This is a genomic window from Oceanobacillus jeddahensis (genome assembly GCF_000750635.1).
In the GTDB taxonomy this organism is placed as follows: domain Bacteria; phylum Bacillota; class Bacilli; order Bacillales; family Amphibacillaceae; genus Oceanobacillus; species Oceanobacillus jeddahense.
In genome coordinates this window covers 272,721-290,206 of the sequence record NZ_CCDM010000002.1, presented here as the reverse complement: position 1 = coordinate 290,206, position 17,486 = coordinate 272,721, and the positions used below count along the sequence as shown (strand labels likewise).

The window sequence follows — 17,486 nt, the reverse complement described above, 5'->3', positions numbered from 1 at the left end:
TTACAATAATGCATATTCGTTAAAAGGATCTTTTTTCGTTCCGTAGCTTTTATTCCAAAATAAATCGTCTAGGTCAACAGCCTGGATAGCGAACATATCTGATAACACTTTTGCCAGATAGGTTTTCCCACTTCCAGCGCCTCCAACAATATGTATTTTCTTTCCCTTTTCCCGCAAAGTATCACCTGCTCTCTATTTCCAAAATGAACTACCTCTCTGCCACGGAAAAGTAAAGAAGCAAAGATATCATCTAAATACTATTAAACAAAAAACTCTATCCTTCATTAATAAGTAACCTTCCTTAACATTGGCATCATCCCCAATGAAAGACGTAAAACTTCCATACGGATATATACAAATGATTCCTTCTTTTTGTTCATTTTTAGATTATTCTCTTATTTTATTATAAAATGGAAGTATCTCATTCAAAACATACCAAGAATGATATCGTTTTCAGATGGAATTACTTAAAGAATAGAGGGATAGATATGTTCAAAGAATATGGAGAACTAAGTACAAAATTATATGAAATAACTAAACCAGTTGGATATTCTATGGGAGGCGATATAGAGTATTACTATGAAAAGTTGAAAAAGCGGCAAGGTAATGTACTCGAAGCCGGCGTCGGTACAGGAAGAATGTTGATTCCATTTTTAAAAGAGGATATTGCTATCGACGGCGTAGACATCTCCTCAGATATGCTGGATCAATGCAAAACCAATATGAAGAACCATCAGGTGAATACAAATTTATATAAACAAGATCTAACACATCTCCATTTAGACCAGAAATATCATACCATCATTATGCCAACAGGAAGTTTTTGTCTACTTCCTAGAGATCTTATTCATACGTTTCTTCAAAATTTATATCATCACCTGGAAGAAGATGGCCAATTCATTTTTGATGCCTTATTACCAACGGATTTTAAGACAGATGAGATAGATATAAATACTTACTCTCTAACAGAGGATTCAGGAATATTATTTACCAGCATAAGCAAGGACATCAATTGGCTGGAGCAAAAAGTTTCCTATATCCACAAATACCAGCAGCTTCTTCACGGGGCTGTAGAGAAAACAGAGATCTCTCATTTTATCCTTTATTGGTACGGAATCAAGGAATTAGAGCTTCTATTAAAAAATATCGGGTTCAGTAAAATCAGCTATGAAATCGGTTATGGAAAAGGAAAAGATACTTCTCTAATCACTTTTATTGCGGAGAAAGGATAGAGCTAAAGAAGCTCTTAGCAAATAACCGGTTGCCTAGAGCTTCCGATTATTTTCTCCAAAAAGTCGTACAGTCTGCTTTATCCTCTATATTATATTCAATAAGTTGTTTTAATACGTCGTAATTAACTGGATTTTCCCACGGAATTCGTATAATTCCTTTGGTATGGCCATACCCAGCTTTAGCAATTTCATCCGTAAAACGGAGTATTCCCGCTTCCTCAGGAGCAACAGCCATATGTTTCTTTGATACACTGAATCCGATAATAAATGTACCATGATCGGTAAAGATTGGTTTATTCCACGCTATCCTTGTTCCGAGCTGAGGAAAGTATTTACCTGTCCAATCTAATACTTCTTCTATTCTGGCACGGTGTTCTGGGTCATCTATGTTTTCTAAAAATGAGGTAAATACTTCCATATTTGCTTCCCTCCTGATTTTATATTTTTGCTAAAGGCAGGCTACGTTGTATAACAACAGCCCGAAAGAATAAAATCCTTTTAATTATATTTTCTCTGCATTTGCTCTAAATATGCTTTTGATTTTCCTTTGGGAATGCTGAGCGTTTCCCAGTCCTTTCCTTTTATCAGTTTCCCAATATAGACAATTTGCCCAATATGATAAGCGTAGTGTGCCAGTTGTCTTTCTATTGCATCAATTACAGTATGTTTTTCACTCCGGATTAAAATAGTCTGTAATAAGTCGTTCCCATTTAATTCATGTAATGCTTGAAATAAAACATTCCAGCCATTTTCCCAGACGCTTTTTAATTCCTGAACAGAGCGAATGGTATCCTCAAATTCTTGATCTCGATTTCTAGCCGGCTTCTCTCCATCTGATGTCAAAAAATCCGTCCATCTGGATAGCATATTTCCGTTTAAATGCTTTACAATCACGGCAATACTGTTAGATGCTTCATTTAACACCCAATGAATTTGCTCGTCAGTCAATTGACCAATCGTTTTGTCTCCAAGTTCTTTGACACTTTGAAACCTTTTTATTATCACCTTTAAGTATTCCTCTTCCACACGCATATCGCTCCTCCTATCTAGAATGAATTTAAATACATACAGATGTAACTGCTTTTTCTGAATGTTTCCGGGTTCTTATCACCTACAATATATCGTATTATTATGATTTAAACAATTGTTCATTATTCTATTGACAAACATGTATATACAAGTTAAACTGAAACCGTTAACACTTGTATATACAAGATATAAAAAGGAGGAAAGACATTGAGTAAATTTACTGGCGATGCTAAAAAGTTACTGGAAAAAGTCGGTGGAAGTGAGAATATTTCTGTAGTCACGCACTGTGCAACCAGAATGCGATTTGTTTTAAATGATCCGGAAAAAGCAGATGTTGACGCCATTGAAGATATTGATATGGTAAAAGGAACCTTCACACAGGCTGGACAATTCCAGGTTATTATCGGAAATGAAGTCGCTTCCTTTTATAATGAATTTACAAAAATGGCTGGTGTTGGTGATACTTCTAAAGAGGATGCCAAAGAAGCAGCAAAGCAAAATATGAATATCTTACAACGGTTAGTTTCCCATTTAGCAGATATATTTACACCAATTATTCCTGCATTGGTTGTCGGAGGACTAATTCTAGGTTTCCGAAATGTGATTGGTGATATCGAAATGCTTGAAAATGGTACATTAACCTTAGCTGACTCCTCACAATTTTGGGCAGGGTTATATGATTTTCTCTGGTTAATTGCAGAAGCAATCTTTCATTTTCTCCCTGTTGCGCTTACCTGGTCTATTTCCAGAAAGATGGGGACAACACAAGTACTCGGAATTATTTTAGGTCTTACATTAATTTCCCCACAGCTTTTAAATGCGTACGAAGTGGTAGAAACCACTGAAATACCAATGTGGGATTTTGGTTTCTTCCAAATTGAAATGATTGGTTATCAGGCTCAGGTTATTCCGGCCATTTTAGCTGGTTTTGTATTAGCTTATTTAGAAATTGGATTGCGAAAAATTATTCCACAAGTGGTATCGATGATTTTTGTACCATTCTTTGCATTGCTACCAACTGTTATTATTGCTCATGTCGTATTAGGCCCTATTGGTTGGACAATCGGTACATGGATTTCAAACATTGTCTATGATGGGTTAACTTCTGCAGTCGGCTGGCTATTTGCGGCAGTCTTTGGATTTGCGTACGCACCGCTTGTTATTACCGGGCTGCATCATATGACAAATGCTATTGACCTGCAATTAATGAGTGAATTTGGAGGAACAAACCTCTGGCCGATGATTGCCTTATCCAATATAGCTCAAGGATCTGCCGTTGTAGCCATGATCTATATCAATCGAAAAGACAAGAAAGAACAGCAGGTAACGATTCCAGCAGCAATCTCCTGTTATCTGGGCGTTACAGAACCGGCACTGTTCGGTGTGAACTTACGATATCTTTTCCCGCTTTTCGCTGGTATGGCAGGATCTGCCGTTGCAGCTGTTATATCTGTCGGGTCTGGGGTGATGGCGAATTCCATTGGCGTTGGTGGAATACCGGGAATCTTATCTATTCAAGTACCACATATGCTAATGTTCGCAGTAGCAATGATTGCCGCTATTGTTATCCCATTCATTTTAACGATTGTTTTATCAAAAACAAAAATGGGTGTAGATGCGTATAAACGTTTAGGTAAATAAACAAGGGGAGTAGTTTCTCTCCTTAATTTATATAAAACGAAACTTCACTCAGTGGGAGTTTTTCGACGCACAACTCTTTACGATGGGGCGAGTAATCGCAGCCCCAGTCCCAGGACGTCGCGAACTTAGTCTGCTTCCTTCATTCTCCCACTGCGTTAGCCTAAGTGATTCAGGGAGCTAGCGTCCGTTATCTCCCGCCTAAATAAATTTATTTTCACGCTTTATTTGGAGGTGGGAGTTTTACGGACGGTTCTCCGTGATAAAAGAAAAAAATAATAGAAACACAGCAATTTTTAGGAGGTTGATTATGCAAGAAAAATGGTGGCAAAAATCTGTTGTCTATCAAATTTATCCCAAAAGCTTTAACGATACAACAGGTAACGGAATGGGAGACATTAACGGCATTACCGAAAAACTGGATTATATAAAAGAACTGGGAGTCGATGTGATTTGGCTTACCCCTATTTATGTTTCTCCCCAAAAGGATAATGGCTATGATATCGCTGATTACTACGCCATCCAGCCGGATTATGGAACGATGGAAGATTTCGAAGCGATGCTAAGTAAAGCGCATAAACTAGGATTAAAAGTCATTATGGATATCGCTGTAAATCATACATCCACCGAGCATAAATGGTTCCAGGAATCGAGAAAATCAAAGGATAATCCTTATCGAAACTATTATATATGGAAAGATGGCGAACCTGGTGAATTGCCGACAAACTGGGAGTCAAAATTCGGTGGCAACACATGGGAATATGATGAAACAACCGGTTCTTATTATCTGCATCTTTTTGATGTTACCCAAGCGGATCTTAATTGGGAAAATGAAAAAGTCCGTGATGATGTTTATCAAATGATGAACTTTTGGCTGAATAAAGGAGTAGACGGGTTCCGTTTAGATGTGATTAATTTAATTTCTAAAGATCAGCGTTTTCCTGATGATGACGGCAGTATTCCTCCGGGAGATGGACGTAAATTCTATACAGACGGACCAAGAGTACATGAATTTCTTTACGAAATGAATCAGGAAGTATTTAAAGGCCGTAAAACCATCACTGTCGGAGAAATGTCTTCTACCTCGATGGAGGATTGTATCAAGTACTCCAACCCAGAGCGCGAGGAGTTAGACATGACATTTAACTTTCACCATTTAAAAGTGGACTATCCAAATGGTGAAAAGTGGACAAAAGCACCGTTCGATTTTCTATATCTGAAGCAGCTATTATCCGATTGGCAGACGGGCATGCAGGAAGGCGGCGGTTGGAATGCATTATTCTGGTGTAATCATGATCAGCCGAGAATTGTATCCCGCTTTGGGAATGATACAACTTACCATAAAGAATCAGCAAAAATGCTGGCAACCGCGATTCATATGTTGCAGGGAACGCCTTATGTCTATCAAGGAGAAGAATTGGGTATGACGAACCCTGGTTTTGATGACATTTCCCAATATCGCGATGTCGAATCACTAAATATGTATCAAATCAAAAAAGCAGAAGGACTTTCAGATCAAGAGATTATTGAAATTCTTCAGGAAAAATCCCGGGATAATGCACGGACACCTATGCAATGGAATAATGAAGCAAATGCCGGTTTTACAGAAGGAACTCCTTGGATTGGCATACCCGATAATTACCGAAAAATCAATGCAGCTTCTTCCTTAGCAGATGAAACATCTATTTTTCATCACTATCAAAAGCTCATTCAGCTTCGAAAAGACTATCAAGTAATCACAGATGGAAAATATCAGCTCATTTTGCCTAATGACTTTGCAATTTTTGCGTATATAAGAGAAAATAAAGATACAAAACTATTAGTAATAAACAATTTTTACGCAAAAGAAGCAGAGCTGGATTTACCTGAATCGATTCATCATGCATTTACGGGCAGCGAGATATTACTGTCCAACTACTCAGATTCACCGTTATTAGCTCAAGATATAATTTCACTTCGACCGTATGAGTCTATTGTTTATTATCTAAAGAAATAACTGGAGTTAGTTGCGATGCGAAATAAATATGTCATGATTTATCAAGAAATGGTTCAAAAAATAGAAAAAGAAACGTTTAAAGCAAATGAATTTCTCCCCTCGGAAAATGAATTGGCGGAGCAGTATCAAACATCACGGGAGACGATTCGAAAAGCGTTAAATTTGCTTGCCCAAAACGGATACATTCAAAAAATCCGCGGGAAAGGATCTACGGTGATTGAACGGAATAAATTCGATTTCCCGGTATCCGGTTTGGTCAGCTTTAAAGAACTGGCTGATAAAATGGGAGAAAAACCGATGACAACCGTACATCAATGTGCAAAAATCAGTGCAAATGATTTTATCCAGCATCAATTAAAACTGAAGAATAATCAAGAGGTTTGGGAAATTATTCGGACGCGCTCCTTCTCCGAGCAACGCGTGATTTTGGATAAGGATTATTTAATCGCAAATACCGTCCAGCATATTTCCAGAGACATAGCTGAGACTTCTATTTACGACTATCTGGAGAATCAATTAGGTCTTATCATCAGCTTTGCAAAAAAAGAAATCATTGTGGAAGAGCCAACAGAAGAAGATCGTGCATTATTGGATTTAGAAGGTTTTTATAATGTGGTAGTTATTAAAAACTATGTCTATTTAGATGATGCAACCTTATTTCAATATACAGAATCCAGGCATCGTCCGGATAAGTTCCGTTTTGTTGATTTCGCCAGGAGAGAACATTAAAGACAGGCTGATACAGATGTGAAACTGTATCAGCCTGTTTCATATACTATTTTAAATATAAAACGAAACTTTTGCTGGGGGAATTTTCGACGCACAACTCTTTACGATAGAGCGAATAACCGCAAAAGCCCTTCGGTGGGGCGAGTAATCGCAGCCCCAGTCTCAGGACGTCGCGAACTTAGTCTGCTGCTTTTCTCCCACTTAATGTCTTATGAACAACGCTAGAAGTCCAGAAAGTTATCCATGTCCCGCTCCATCCGGCACTCTGGACATCTTTTGGGATCATGAAAACCCATCTTTCTATAAAACTGCTGCTCACCTACTGAAAAAAGAAACCGGTCTCCACATTCCCAGCATTTCACATAAAGATCTTGCGGCTCGTCCCCCTTCAATGCTTCTTTCAAGCTCGATTCTCTTTCTTGTATCGCTTGATAGTCCGGTGTTTCTTCCGTTTCTAATGACCGGATCACAGAATTAATCCGCTCTCTTACTTTTCGGTAATCAACCTGCTTCCATGCCTCCAAATAAGGAATATACCGCTTATCCTGCGTTTCTCTCATCTTTTCTAAAAATAGGAATATCATATTTCGATTGCGGTCTTTTAAATAAGTCATATCAGGTGCCGGTTTTCCTTCTGCCAGCCAGTCATCCCATTCATGTAAAAATTCATCTGCATACTTATCCCTTTCAATATGCCAGCCGCGCTCTGTAAAAACAATCATCGGTAATTTTCCGCTGTACTCAATATCAAGAAAATCATGGTCAATCATCCAGTCAATCTTCTCCATCACCTCTTCCAGCTTGACTCCTTTAAAATAGCCATAAGCCGGACAGGCATCCAATCCAAGCTGCAATACTTTTTTCTCCCGTGATCCTTTTAAAATTTTAGCAAGCAGGGAGCGCCCACCTTGTGCTATAAGTTCATCGGCTGCACGCAGAATAGCTAAAATTTCCTCTTCCGACAGCTTGTTATCAACCATTTTATTTCAGCACCTTTCCAAATTTATCTTCATATAAATCTCGAACCCAGACTTTTACCGGTGCTTTCCATTGTTCTTTTGGTGCCGGGATATTCTTGATTAAACTTTTAGGCGTCATCCCCAGCTCCTTCGCCATCTGTATATCCTGTTGACTCAAACGGCAGCGCTTTTTTGCTTCTGCCCACGTTGCTTTTGTCTTACTTTTCCCCATTACCAACCGCTCCTTTCTTGATTATTGTTTGTCCGCTTTATTCATTCTGTCAGAGACTTTATCTAATAAATCAATCAAGATAGAAATATACTAGTAACCAGCGTATTCTATAAATCTATGGTAACATTCTCCCCCATTTACTCTGATCCATACCGTTTCTATCAGCAGTGTACTTTCGTGTTCTATTATTATTTTAACAATATTTCCTCACTGGAATAGAACAAATGTGAAAAACATCTGCAATCCGATGATCCAAAACCTTTCACCGGCATTGTTCCTTTATTTTCCCTCATCAGCCGCTGAAAAAGTCCACATTCCCCTTCAGTACCGGGATAAGTTTGCACAGCCTGCGTTTGTAAATATGGGCGCAAATAATCTATATGCCAACGCTTCTTTTTATCTACCTGCAAATGCCTGTCCACCCGTGCACGAATACTCCGCTTTGCACTTCCAACGTAAATATAATACCCTTTTAAGAATTGAAACTCTCCTAGTTTGCCGATAGTAATTGCATCCACATTTTCCGGAAGCCATGCTTTTATCGCATAAAGTGTGTCCGATTCCTGTACAGAATAATTGATAGGCTTCATCTGTTTTATCACCTCCATGGCTATTTCCTGCCATGATAAAGTACTGAAAATTGTCCTTTACTTCTTATTCTTCATAATTATATTTTAAAACGAACCATCGGTATTGTAAAAAAGACAGTATTCATTTCATACAAAAAATAATTTTTAAATTTCAACTTGAACCTTACGTCACGTCATGTTTTATCCTATTATTAGAAAGGGGCAGATCACATGACAAATAAAATAATCAAAACACTTATTTTAGATAAAAGTATTCGTCTTTACTTTACAGATAACACAAAAATGCTACAGGAAATCATGGAGTTAAGTAAAATAAAGGATAAGACCTGCTACCTGGCTTTAGCTAAAGCTGTTTCCATTATGAGCCTTCTTTCTGTAACGCTGAAGGATAATCAGCGAATCAGTGCTGTGATTACTTTGACAGATAAAAATTATAAAATGTATGTAGATACAGATGCAGAGGGAAATGTACGCGGCTATGTCAATCAAGCTCTTTTAATAGCACCCCAACAAAAGAATTCTAATTCAACGCTTCAAGATTTTATCGGTACAAAAGCTTCCATCCGGATAATGAAAGGGTTCGAAACAAATCACTTCACAGGGATTACGGATATGCCTTATCAAAATTTGGATGATGATTTTGCCTATTATTTTAAACAAAGTGAGCAGACAGATACCATGATCCAAACAAAGGTAAAATTGGATAGTGTTTCCTATCTTTTCAAAAGCTATGGAATCTATGCGCAGGCACTGCCGGGAGCTGAAGAGGGTGCATTGGATTTGGTACGGGAGCAATTCGAAGCAGAAAACCTTGCTCCCCTGCTGCTTAGTATGAATGATGCGGGGATAGAAAAGGAATTGAACCAGCGTTTTCCTAATTCTAAAGTACTGGAACATAAGCCGATACAATTTGCCTGTCACTGCTCGAAGGAAATGTTTTATGGCTTTCTGTATTCTTTACCCGTGGAAGAATTACAAAATGCCGTTGAATCAAACACATCTATCGATACAACATGCCATATTTGCGGTCAAAACTATGTATTCATTCCTTCTGAAATACAAACTATTTTACAAACGAGGTGAGCACATGCCAAATTACTGGTCAACTGGTCAGTTAGCAGCTCTGACAGGACTTTCCATCCGAACATTAAGATATTATGATCAAATTGGGTTATTTTCTCCTTCTCTCTATACAGAAGCTGGACATCGGCGTTATACAAGTGAAGATATGCAATTGCTGCTGCAAATTCTTGTATTAAAAAGAATGCATTTACCGCTGGAAGAAATAAAAGAAATGGTTCGTGCCGGCAACGAGAAATTATTAGATACACTAGATCAGCAAATTAGCCGGGTCAAAGCAGAGATAGCTGTTCAGGAAAAGTTGCTAAGTCAGTTAGAACGCACGAAACAAGAAGCTGCTAAAACGGAAAATATTTCTTTCCAAGAGCTTACTTCCCTTTTTGAATTGATTCGATTAAATCGTTCCGACTATTTTACCAATCAACAGCTTGATAAAATGAGAGAACACTATCGCAATACAAGTGATAAAGCACTCAAACAAGGAGAAGAACGCTTTCAGGAACTGCTTGAAGAGTTAAAAGACAAGCAGGAAAAAGGAGTATCTCCACAGGATAAATCCGTTCAGAATTTGGCAAAGGAATGGCAAAAATTAATGGAAACTTTTTCAGATGGGAATCAGGGCCTGATAAAAAGCGCCGAAAAATTTTATGCTGAAAACCCACAACCTGCTTTGCACTATGGTTTGGACGGCGCGTTATATAGATATATTCAGGCTGCTTTGGAGAGGTTCACGATGTAACTATCTGTTGTCCGGAAAAGGCTGATATAAAAAGAAATTACTTGTATCAGCCTTTATTTTCTATAATTAGTCAATATCATCATACTAAATCCTCGTATTTCTGAGCGCCATATAGAACACGCATAATCAATACATCTTTATTCTTAATTAAATAAAAAACGATATAATTTTCAATAATAAGTCTACGGTAACCTCGATCCCTCAGTATCTCATCTGTTACCAGTTCACAAGAAAATGGAAATCTATTTAACCTTTTAATTCCCAATTCTATTTTATTCAATAATTTATTGGCAGCATCCTGGTTGTATAAATTTTCAGATATATACTCATAAATTTCATCCAAATCCTCTGCAGCTTTTGGAGATACTTTAACGACATATTGATTATTTTCCATATTTTTTATTTAACTTTTCAAATACTTGTTCAGCTTCTAAGAAACTATCCTCTTGATGCATTTGCTTTTCAGCTTGAGCTAATTTTTCATATAGCTCTAATTTTGCTAAAGATTTTTCGTAAGTTTCCATACTCATTAGAACCATATCCCCATAACCATTTTTTGTGATAAATATTGGCTCCTCTAATTGATGACATAATTCAGATATTTCTGTTGTATTTCTTAAATCTTTTATAGGCCGTATTTCTGGCATATAATCCCCTCCTTTTTTATATAATAACATAATTATGTCTTAATTATGTTATTATATACGTTTTTTCAAACAGTTACTTTAATCATTTCACTTCACTAAGAAATGGATGACATCTACCCAACTAATCTGATCCAATATATAATTTATATTAAAAGTAGACATTCCATAATCACAAAGGAAGGGATCATATGAAATATTACGCAGCTTCCAGCTTTCGAAATATAAGCACTGTCAGATTTCTTACTCCGTATTAAATAACAAAGGATATTTTAGATTTTGACACCACCAGTACCTTTTATCATTTGGAAGGAGTTAAAATATTTATTGGCGAACTATCATCTTTTATCGATTTTATACTATCTGAACAAAACATTACGAATGACTAAGCATTTCTTTTCTCATAGCAAAACGGCTCCCTTACTGGAACCGTTTTTTAATATCTATAAGTGTATCATACACCTTATTCTTCATTATCTTCCGTCTCTCCATCTTCCAAATCCTCATCCAATTGCTCTTCCATAAGTTCATCAGGATCTACCTGCTCCACTTCGATACTATCATCCAGTACATCTTCCAGACGGAAAAAACCTTCATCATAATCAAAGTCCAATGCATAATCCTGTACTTCCATATGGGTTACCATTTCATCATTATTTGCATGCATATCCATTTGAACGATTACAAACGTTTCTGTGTCAAAATAATATTCAATTTCTTCTTCTCCATTTGTAAATACAAAATGATGTACATCATATTCATTCACGGAAGTTTCACCTTCATAAGAAACTTCATACGTATTCATCAGCTCTCGTATTTGTTCTTCTTCCATACGGACATCAGCAGGATCCATCCCCATATCTACCATTTCTACCTCATAGGCGGTCTCGTCACCTTCTGTATAATTGATAGAAGTTTCACTATCCTCTGAAGCGCTGTATTCTACCGGCCCGCCATCTGTTTCTATTTCTGTACGTTCGCTGACTGATCCATCTTCATTGTTCATTTGCCATGAACGCATATCCATTGTAGTAGAAGAGTCAGTTTCTACATTTTCTTCTTCTCCTAATTCTTCTTCAAGTTCTTCATCCATTGACATTTCAAGAGTAATCGTTGCTTCTTCATAGCGTTGATCAATTCCATTCAAAGCATCTAAAGCCCCTTCAAGAAGCTCCTCTTCCTCACTTGCTATGTCGTCTGTCTCCCCCGTTTCTTGTTGATCTGTCTCTGGTGCAGCTGCATCATTATCCTCTGTTCCATTTTCATCCGAATCATTACTGCAAGCTGTTAATACTAGAAAAAAAGATACCAGAGCAGCTAAAAAATAATATTTTTTCACGTAAACAGCACCCTCTCTATATCAATACTTACGAATGCGTTTCCCTTGCAAGAGGATGCTAAAACGTTTCCTTTATTAAAAAGGCTGCCACTTCAATTGTCTTGCCTTATTAAAACGATTCTCTACTTCTGTCCAGTTTACGATATTCCACCAATTGTCCACGTAGTCTTCTTTCACATTTTCATATTGCAGGTAATAGGCGTGCTCCCACACATCAAGAACAAGAAGAGGCACGACATCCCATTGACTTAAATTCTGATGCTTTTCCGCCTGAAGAATTTCTAAGCGCCTTGCCCGCGGGGACCATACTAAGATAGCCCAGCCGCCGCCTTCTACATGGTTTGCCGCTTCTGTAAAATGCGCTTTAAATTGGTCATAACTTCCAAATGATTGCTCGATTTCATGCAATAAATCTCCTGTAGGCTCGCCTCCACCGTCCGGGCTCATCACTTTCCAAAATATCGTATGCAGATAATGTCCTGCACCATTAAACGCTGCTTCCCTTTCCCAATGTTTAATCAGATCATAATTATTGTCCCAACGCGCTTGCTGCATTTCCGTTTCCGCTTTATTTAAACCATCTACATAACTCTGATGATGCTTATCATGATGCAGCTCCATAATTCGGCGGTCGATATAAGGTTCTAAAGCATCATAGCTATATGGCAGCGGCGGTAGTGTATGACCGCCAATTGGAACCACTCTTTCGCGATTCCCTTCTGCTCGTTTTTCATCCGTATGCTGTTCCAGATAATGATTAAATTTTGTGTATAAATGGTTCGCTTGGTTGTAAGCCTCCTGTTCTTCTATATCTTGGTTATTTGCAAGCTCTTCTTGAAATTGATTGAATTCCTTTTCCCATTCATCTAATTCTTCTTGATGGATACCATTCTGAAAAAGATCACTTGCTTCACGATATGTTTGCAAAATCTCATCACACCATAATTCTATTGATTGCAGATACTCTGACAATGAAAAAGCCTCCCTCAAATTAGTCGTTAATACTATATGCAAAAAGGAGATAGTATGATAATAGTTGTAAAATACATTGTTAAACAAACGTTTGAGTTAACTTTTACAAAGATATTTTTATTTAGAGACGATTATCTTGGAAAATGAAGGGAAGCAAATAGCGATTAACGTAAAAGAATAACTGCATCACTAGCTGTCTACCCTCTTGGCTCATGTAATCAAATATAAAGTACCTGTTAAATGAAGAGACTCATGATTATTATGCATCTTATTTTTCCTTTTAAGACGATGTCCATTGTCCTCCATTCACATGCAGTGTCTGCCCTGTTACAAAACGGGAAGCATCCGAAGCGAGATAAACAAAAGCAGGTGCTACTTCAAAAGGTTGACCTTGCCGTTGCATAGGATTTCCGGCCAGTGTCACTTCATCTGCAGAGAAACTGGACGGGATTAATGGGGTCCATATACGTCCAGGAGCGATAGCGTTCACCCTAATCCCCTGTTCCACTAAATTGTTTGCCAGCGCTCTTGAAAAACTGACTATAGCTCCTTTTGTTGCAGTATAGTCCAGTAATTGGTTATTCCCTTCGTAGGCGACTACAGATGCTGTATTAATGATTGAACTGCCTGCTTTCAAATGCGGAAGGGCAGCACGTGTTGTATAGAAATGAGAATACACATTCACTTTAAACGTATCGTCAAATTGTTCATCGGTAATATCTAACAAACTTAATTGCTGAAATTGAATTCCAACATGATTGCAGAGAACATCCAATTTACCAAAGGTTTCAACTGTTCTCTCTACAATATGAGAGCACTGGCGCTTATCTCTTACATCCCCCGGAAGTAGTAAGCAGCGTTGTCCAAGCTCTTCAATTCGATATTTCGTCCGGTTTGCATCTTCATGCTCATCCAGATAAGAAATAGCTACATCTGCGCCTTCTTTGGCAAAAGCAATCGCAGCCGCTGCTCCCATCCCGCTGTCTCCTCCAGTAATTAGTACAGCCTTACCAACCAGCTTATTGCTGCCTTTTTCATTTTTATTTTCAATAATTGGTCTGGGTACCATCCATTTTTCCAGCCCTGGCTGTCGATATTGACGCTGCTCCGGCACAGTCAAAGCAACCTCTTCATATTGCGTTACTTTCCCGTAATTTGGATACATTGGATATTGTGAATCTGTTGGTTCATTTGATTTATCCTGTGTCATACTTATCCTCCTTGAAAGCTTCTAGATGGGTTAATTTATGACACTTGGGCGAATATAGTGAAAAATGTGAGACAGTTCCATATCCGAAAAAGTTGAATAAAGTATAAAAGAGAAGGAAATCGAGGAGGAAGTTGTTATGCAGCAATACGATTATAATCCAGAGGCGACACTATTATTAGTGAATCATTCCAATAAAAAAGTGAATGTATTGTATGCAGCAAACCAGCATATGTACCAATTACCGAAAATCGGGCCAAGACCGCCTTATTTTATTCACCCTGTTTACGAGCAGTATTATCCAATTATCTGATCCTGTTTAATTTTTTGATGAATAGAAAACAAATAATCCTTTATATTTTAGTGGGTGCAAAAATGGAGTGGAAAGGGAAGACGACATTCAAAACAAAGGCTAGGTCGATATCTTACTATTCATCATCTAAGGACTTCAGAAATGCCCTCTTTTAGCTAATATTATTCTTTGGTTAGATTAATATTAGCCACTACATAGAAAAATTTGATTCACGCAGAGCTTACTCCGCTTCCATAAAATAAAGTTGTGAAATAGATCCTGCTGAAAAGCATCCTATGATGACAATTCCAATAAAAAATACCGATTTGAAATCGGTATTTTTTCATTACTCATTATGTTTTTCTTAATAAAAAGTCCCTGGCTGTGTAGGAGTTTGCGGTCTCCACCAAGACTCTACCATTTGCCACGCTGATTGAAAATCCTGTCCCTGCCCCATCAAATATGCTATTGCTACAGCTTCTCTCAATGCATGCGGATAGCCGAGATGTTGTGCTTCTCGCATCCCATGGTTGATAACTGGATTCACTGCAGATAAAACCTGCTGCTCCATTGAATGTTGTCCCATGTTTGGCTGTTGCTGATAATTTCGGGGATGTTGCTGCTGATTATAAAAATCCATATGCTGATTCGGGTTAAATGGATTAGACAAATTAGCCACCTCACTTATAAATGGAAGTCTTTTAGGTAAATTCCCTACTGTGCAGCCTATGCAACTCCTATTTTAAATGTTCCCTTTGAGTGATTTGATAAGTTTGTGAGTTTTTCCCGGAGTTATCAGATAACATAAAACGCAACTTCATTCAATGGGAGTTTTACGGTCGTTTCTCTGTGATAAATAGAGAAAGTCATCAATAATTAATAGGCTATCTACTTATTCAACAGAATCTTTAAATATAGAAAGTGGCAGCAGTGCGCTTACGACATATTGCCCTGCATCGACGATTTCAGAGATTTTCAAATCTACACAATGACTGGCAAGGAGGTATGCATCTATTCTCTCAAGGGAATAGGTTTCTGAAATATAATCTACCATGGAACGAAGCGCATCCTGAGCGCCTGTCATTAAATCTGGTCCAACACCAGTTGTACCATAAAATCCTTTATCATTTACTTTCGGAGTCAAAGCTCCCTTTGTTTGGAATTGAGGAGCCGGAATCGTTTTAACAGCCTTTTTAATTAACGTAAATCTCAAGCTGGAATACATCGGACATTCTAAAGCAGAAACACAAACCTCTCCATCACCTTGAGCAGCATGTCCATCCCCACAGCTGAATAAGGCACCTTTTTCCTGGATAGGTAAATAAAGTGTTGCCCCTACCGTTAACTGACGTACATCTATATTTCCTCCAAATGTTCCTGGGGGCATAATAGGACTCCCATCCGCATCTTTCGGACAAACTCCCATCGTTCCAAGAAATGGTTCAATAGGTATTTTAATATCTTCTCTAAAATGAATATACTCTCCATCAGATAAATCGAAAGTACGCAAATAAGCATCCGGGAAATCTTCCGCTAATAAACCCAGCCCTGGTAAAACAGCAGTCCATCCCCACGATTTTGCCTTCAAATCAAGGATTTCAACAGCCAGTGTGCCTCCCGGCTCTGCCCCATTTACATAAACCGGACCAGCAAGAGGATATACACGATCCCAATCAAGCGTTGCAATTGCCTCCGTCGTTGATTGAAGGTTAAATTGGTTATCTGTTACTTCCCTCGTTTCAAAAATAACTGTATCACCACTATCAATTGTCAGAATTGGTTCATGCTTTTTGTGCCAAGTATAATGTACTATATCCGTTGGACAGATATGTGTTTTCGCCATGTAAAAACCCCTTTTACTTCAATATATCGAATTTTTTTGAAAAGTAATAATATAACATATCTTCTTTTCAAATCTTTATCTTTTTATATTATAAAATAGAGCCTTATTACATCTAAATACTATTAAAAAAATAGAAAAAGCAGCGTTTTTCCACTTTTAACTGAAAAAATCGCTGCTCTTTCCAAATCAACCTTGCCCTTTTCTATTTAACAGTAAGAACGACATCTTCACTTGCGCTGACTTGCTTCACGTCTTGCTTATTTAAAGCTTCAATATCACTCATATTTGTAATAAGCATTGGTGTAATAGTACTTGCAGCTTTTTCACCTACAACAGACAGGTCTACATCAACAAGCGCGTCGCCTTTTTTGACTTTATCTCCTTCTTTAACATGGATGGTGAACCCTTCTCCATCTAAAGCAACTGTTTCTAATCCAATATGAATTAAAATTTCAGCTCCATTGCTGGTTTTAATCCCTACAGCATGTTTCGTCGGGAAGGCTTGTACAATATCTCCATCAACAGGTGATACAATTTTACCGTTAGATGGCTTAATTGCAATTCCATCTCCCATCATTTTTTCAGCAAAAACCGGATCAGGTACTTCTTCTAAAGGAATTACTTCTCCATCAACTGGAGCAAACAATTCAATTTCCTGATTCTCTTTCTTTTTAAAAAGCTTCCCAAACATAACTATCCCTCCAAGATTTATATATATTGATTTTATCATATGTTGCGAAGAATTACTTTAGAGAGCTAGAAAGATTATTGCATAAATAGATCAAAATGTATAAAACTAAAGGTAGATATTAAGGGTGAGTATTCAGGGCACATACAACAAAAAACTATTTAATAAGTTTAATTTTTCATTTAAAAGCCCTTGCTTATAATTCTTTGCTTCTTTTAAAACGCATTCTTATATAAAAGAATAGACGTATTTCATCTTAAATACATTAAACCCTATA

21 protein-coding genes are annotated in these 17,486 nt (G+C 37.6%); 7 read left to right on the top strand and 14 right to left on the bottom strand.

Features of this window, described 5'->3' with window-relative positions; all coding sequences use genetic code 11:
• A complete protein-coding gene (locus BN986_RS26960) occupies positions 1-177 on the bottom strand; it encodes a P-loop NTPase family protein (RefSeq protein WP_157037070.1) in 177 nt (58 codons plus the stop codon).
• Between the two features lie 311 nt (positions 178-488).
• On the opposite strand from BN986_RS26960, the gene BN986_RS09190 reads away from it, so the two are divergent.
• A complete protein-coding gene (locus BN986_RS09190; protein WP_040979511.1) occupies positions 489-1,232 on the top strand; it encodes a class I SAM-dependent DNA methyltransferase in 744 nt (247 codons plus the stop codon).
• A 46-nt stretch (positions 1,233-1,278) separates the two neighbouring features.
• Here the strand turns inward: BN986_RS09190 and BN986_RS09185 are convergent, their stop codons facing one another.
• The gene (locus BN986_RS09185) at positions 1,279-1,650 is read right to left on the bottom strand and encodes an iron chaperone (protein ID WP_040979510.1); all 372 of its coding nucleotides are present in this window, start codon (positions 1,648-1,650) and stop codon (positions 1,279-1,281) included.
• Positions 1,651-1,730: 80 nt separating this feature from the next.
• Positions 1,731-2,264 carry a DUF1572 domain-containing protein gene (locus BN986_RS09180; RefSeq protein ID WP_040979509.1) on the bottom strand — a complete coding sequence of 178 codons (534 nt, stop codon included), beginning with the start codon at positions 2,262-2,264 and terminating at the stop codon, positions 1,731-1,733.
• Positions 2,265-2,468: 204 nt separating this feature from the next.
• On the opposite strand from BN986_RS09180, the gene treP reads away from it, so the two are divergent.
• The 3 genes from treP to treR all read left to right on the top strand — a co-directional run bounded on the left by treP (position 2,469) and on the right by treR (position 6,624).
• Entirely contained in the window at positions 2,469-3,902 is a 1,434-nt protein-coding gene (gene treP / locus BN986_RS09175) for a PTS system trehalose-specific EIIBC component (protein ID WP_040979508.1), read from the top strand.
• Between the two features lie 307 nt (positions 3,903-4,209).
• A complete protein-coding gene (gene treC, locus BN986_RS09170; protein ID WP_040979507.1) occupies positions 4,210-5,895 on the top strand; it encodes an alpha,alpha-phosphotrehalase in 1,686 nt (561 codons plus the stop codon).
• 15 nt (positions 5,896-5,910) lie between these two features.
• A complete protein-coding gene (treR, locus tag BN986_RS09165) occupies positions 5,911-6,624 on the top strand; it encodes a trehalose operon repressor (RefSeq protein WP_040979506.1) in 714 nt (237 codons plus the stop codon).
• 221 nt (positions 6,625-6,845) lie between these two features.
• On the opposite strand, the gene BN986_RS09160 is transcribed toward treR, so the two are convergent.
• The 3 genes from BN986_RS09160 to BN986_RS09150 form a co-directional block, all read right to left on the bottom strand.
• Positions 6,846-7,604, bottom strand: a complete 759-nt coding sequence (locus tag BN986_RS09160; RefSeq protein WP_040979505.1) for an RQC-minor-1 family DNA-binding protein — start codon at positions 7,602-7,604, stop codon at positions 6,846-6,848.
• Between the two features lies 1 nt (position 7,605).
• Positions 7,606-7,815 carry a hypothetical protein gene (locus BN986_RS09155; RefSeq protein ID WP_040979504.1) on the bottom strand — a complete coding sequence of 70 codons (210 nt, stop codon included), beginning with the start codon at positions 7,813-7,815 and terminating at the stop codon, positions 7,606-7,608.
• Positions 7,816-8,003: 188 nt separating this feature from the next.
• Positions 8,004-8,405, bottom strand: a complete 402-nt coding sequence (locus BN986_RS09150; RefSeq protein WP_052400727.1) for a GIY-YIG nuclease family protein — start codon at positions 8,403-8,405, stop codon at positions 8,004-8,006.
• 210 nt (positions 8,406-8,615) lie between these two features.
• Here BN986_RS09150 and BN986_RS09145 point away from each other — a divergent pair, with 210 nt between their 5' ends.
• Together BN986_RS09145 and BN986_RS09140 are read left to right on the top strand one after the other, a co-directional pair.
• A complete protein-coding gene (locus BN986_RS09145) occupies positions 8,616-9,488 on the top strand; it encodes an Hsp33 family molecular chaperone HslO (RefSeq protein WP_040979503.1) in 873 nt (290 codons plus the stop codon).
• Between the two features lie 4 nt (positions 9,489-9,492).
• Positions 9,493-10,224: a MerR family transcriptional regulator gene (locus BN986_RS09140; protein WP_040979502.1), complete on the top strand. Its 732-nt coding sequence runs from the start codon at positions 9,493-9,495 to the stop codon at positions 10,222-10,224.
• A 79-nt stretch (positions 10,225-10,303) separates the two neighbouring features.
• Here BN986_RS09140 and BN986_RS09135 read toward each other — a convergent pair whose 3' ends face one another.
• The 5 genes from BN986_RS09135 to BN986_RS09115 form a co-directional block, all read right to left on the bottom strand.
• A complete protein-coding gene (locus BN986_RS09135) occupies positions 10,304-10,618 on the bottom strand; it encodes a type II toxin-antitoxin system RelE/ParE family toxin (RefSeq protein ID WP_040979501.1) in 315 nt (104 codons plus the stop codon).
• Positions 10,608-10,871 (bottom strand): type II toxin-antitoxin system Phd/YefM family antitoxin, encoded by a 264-nt coding sequence (locus BN986_RS09130; protein WP_040979500.1) that lies wholly within the window; start codon positions 10,869-10,871, stop codon positions 10,608-10,610. Before BN986_RS09130 ends, BN986_RS09135 begins: the two co-directional genes overlap by 11 nt.
• A 460-nt stretch (positions 10,872-11,331) precedes the next feature.
• Complete coding sequence (locus BN986_RS09125) at positions 11,332-12,207, bottom strand: hypothetical protein (RefSeq protein ID WP_040979499.1); 876 nt, start codon at positions 12,205-12,207, stop codon at positions 11,332-11,334.
• Between the two features lie 75 nt (positions 12,208-12,282).
• Positions 12,283-13,179 (bottom strand): superoxide dismutase, encoded by an 897-nt coding sequence (locus tag BN986_RS09120; RefSeq protein WP_040979498.1) that lies wholly within the window; start codon positions 13,177-13,179, stop codon positions 12,283-12,285.
• Positions 13,180-13,459: 280 nt separating this feature from the next.
• Positions 13,460-14,389, bottom strand: a complete 930-nt coding sequence (locus BN986_RS09115; RefSeq protein WP_052400726.1) for an SDR family oxidoreductase — start codon at positions 14,387-14,389, stop codon at positions 13,460-13,462.
• Positions 14,390-14,525: 136 nt separating this feature from the next.
• Here BN986_RS09115 and BN986_RS27345 point away from each other — a divergent pair, with 136 nt between their 5' ends.
• The gene (locus BN986_RS27345) at positions 14,526-14,699 is read left to right on the top strand and encodes a hypothetical protein (protein ID WP_187378541.1); all 174 of its coding nucleotides are present in this window, start codon (positions 14,526-14,528) and stop codon (positions 14,697-14,699) included.
• A 343-nt stretch (positions 14,700-15,042) separates the two neighbouring features.
• Here BN986_RS27345 and BN986_RS09110 read toward each other — a convergent pair whose 3' ends face one another.
• The 3 genes from BN986_RS09110 to BN986_RS09100 form a co-directional block, all read right to left on the bottom strand.
• Complete coding sequence (locus tag BN986_RS09110; protein ID WP_244444979.1) at positions 15,043-15,348, bottom strand: hypothetical protein; 306 nt, start codon at positions 15,346-15,348, stop codon at positions 15,043-15,045.
• A 222-nt stretch (positions 15,349-15,570) separates the two neighbouring features.
• Positions 15,571-16,521, bottom strand: a complete 951-nt coding sequence (locus tag BN986_RS09105; protein WP_040979497.1) for an acetamidase/formamidase family protein — start codon at positions 16,519-16,521, stop codon at positions 15,571-15,573.
• 202 nt (positions 16,522-16,723) lie between these two features.
• The gene (locus tag BN986_RS09100) at positions 16,724-17,212 is read right to left on the bottom strand and encodes a PTS sugar transporter subunit IIA (protein WP_040979496.1); all 489 of its coding nucleotides are present in this window, start codon (positions 17,210-17,212) and stop codon (positions 16,724-16,726) included.
• Between the last annotated feature and the right edge of the window lie 274 nt (positions 17,213-17,486).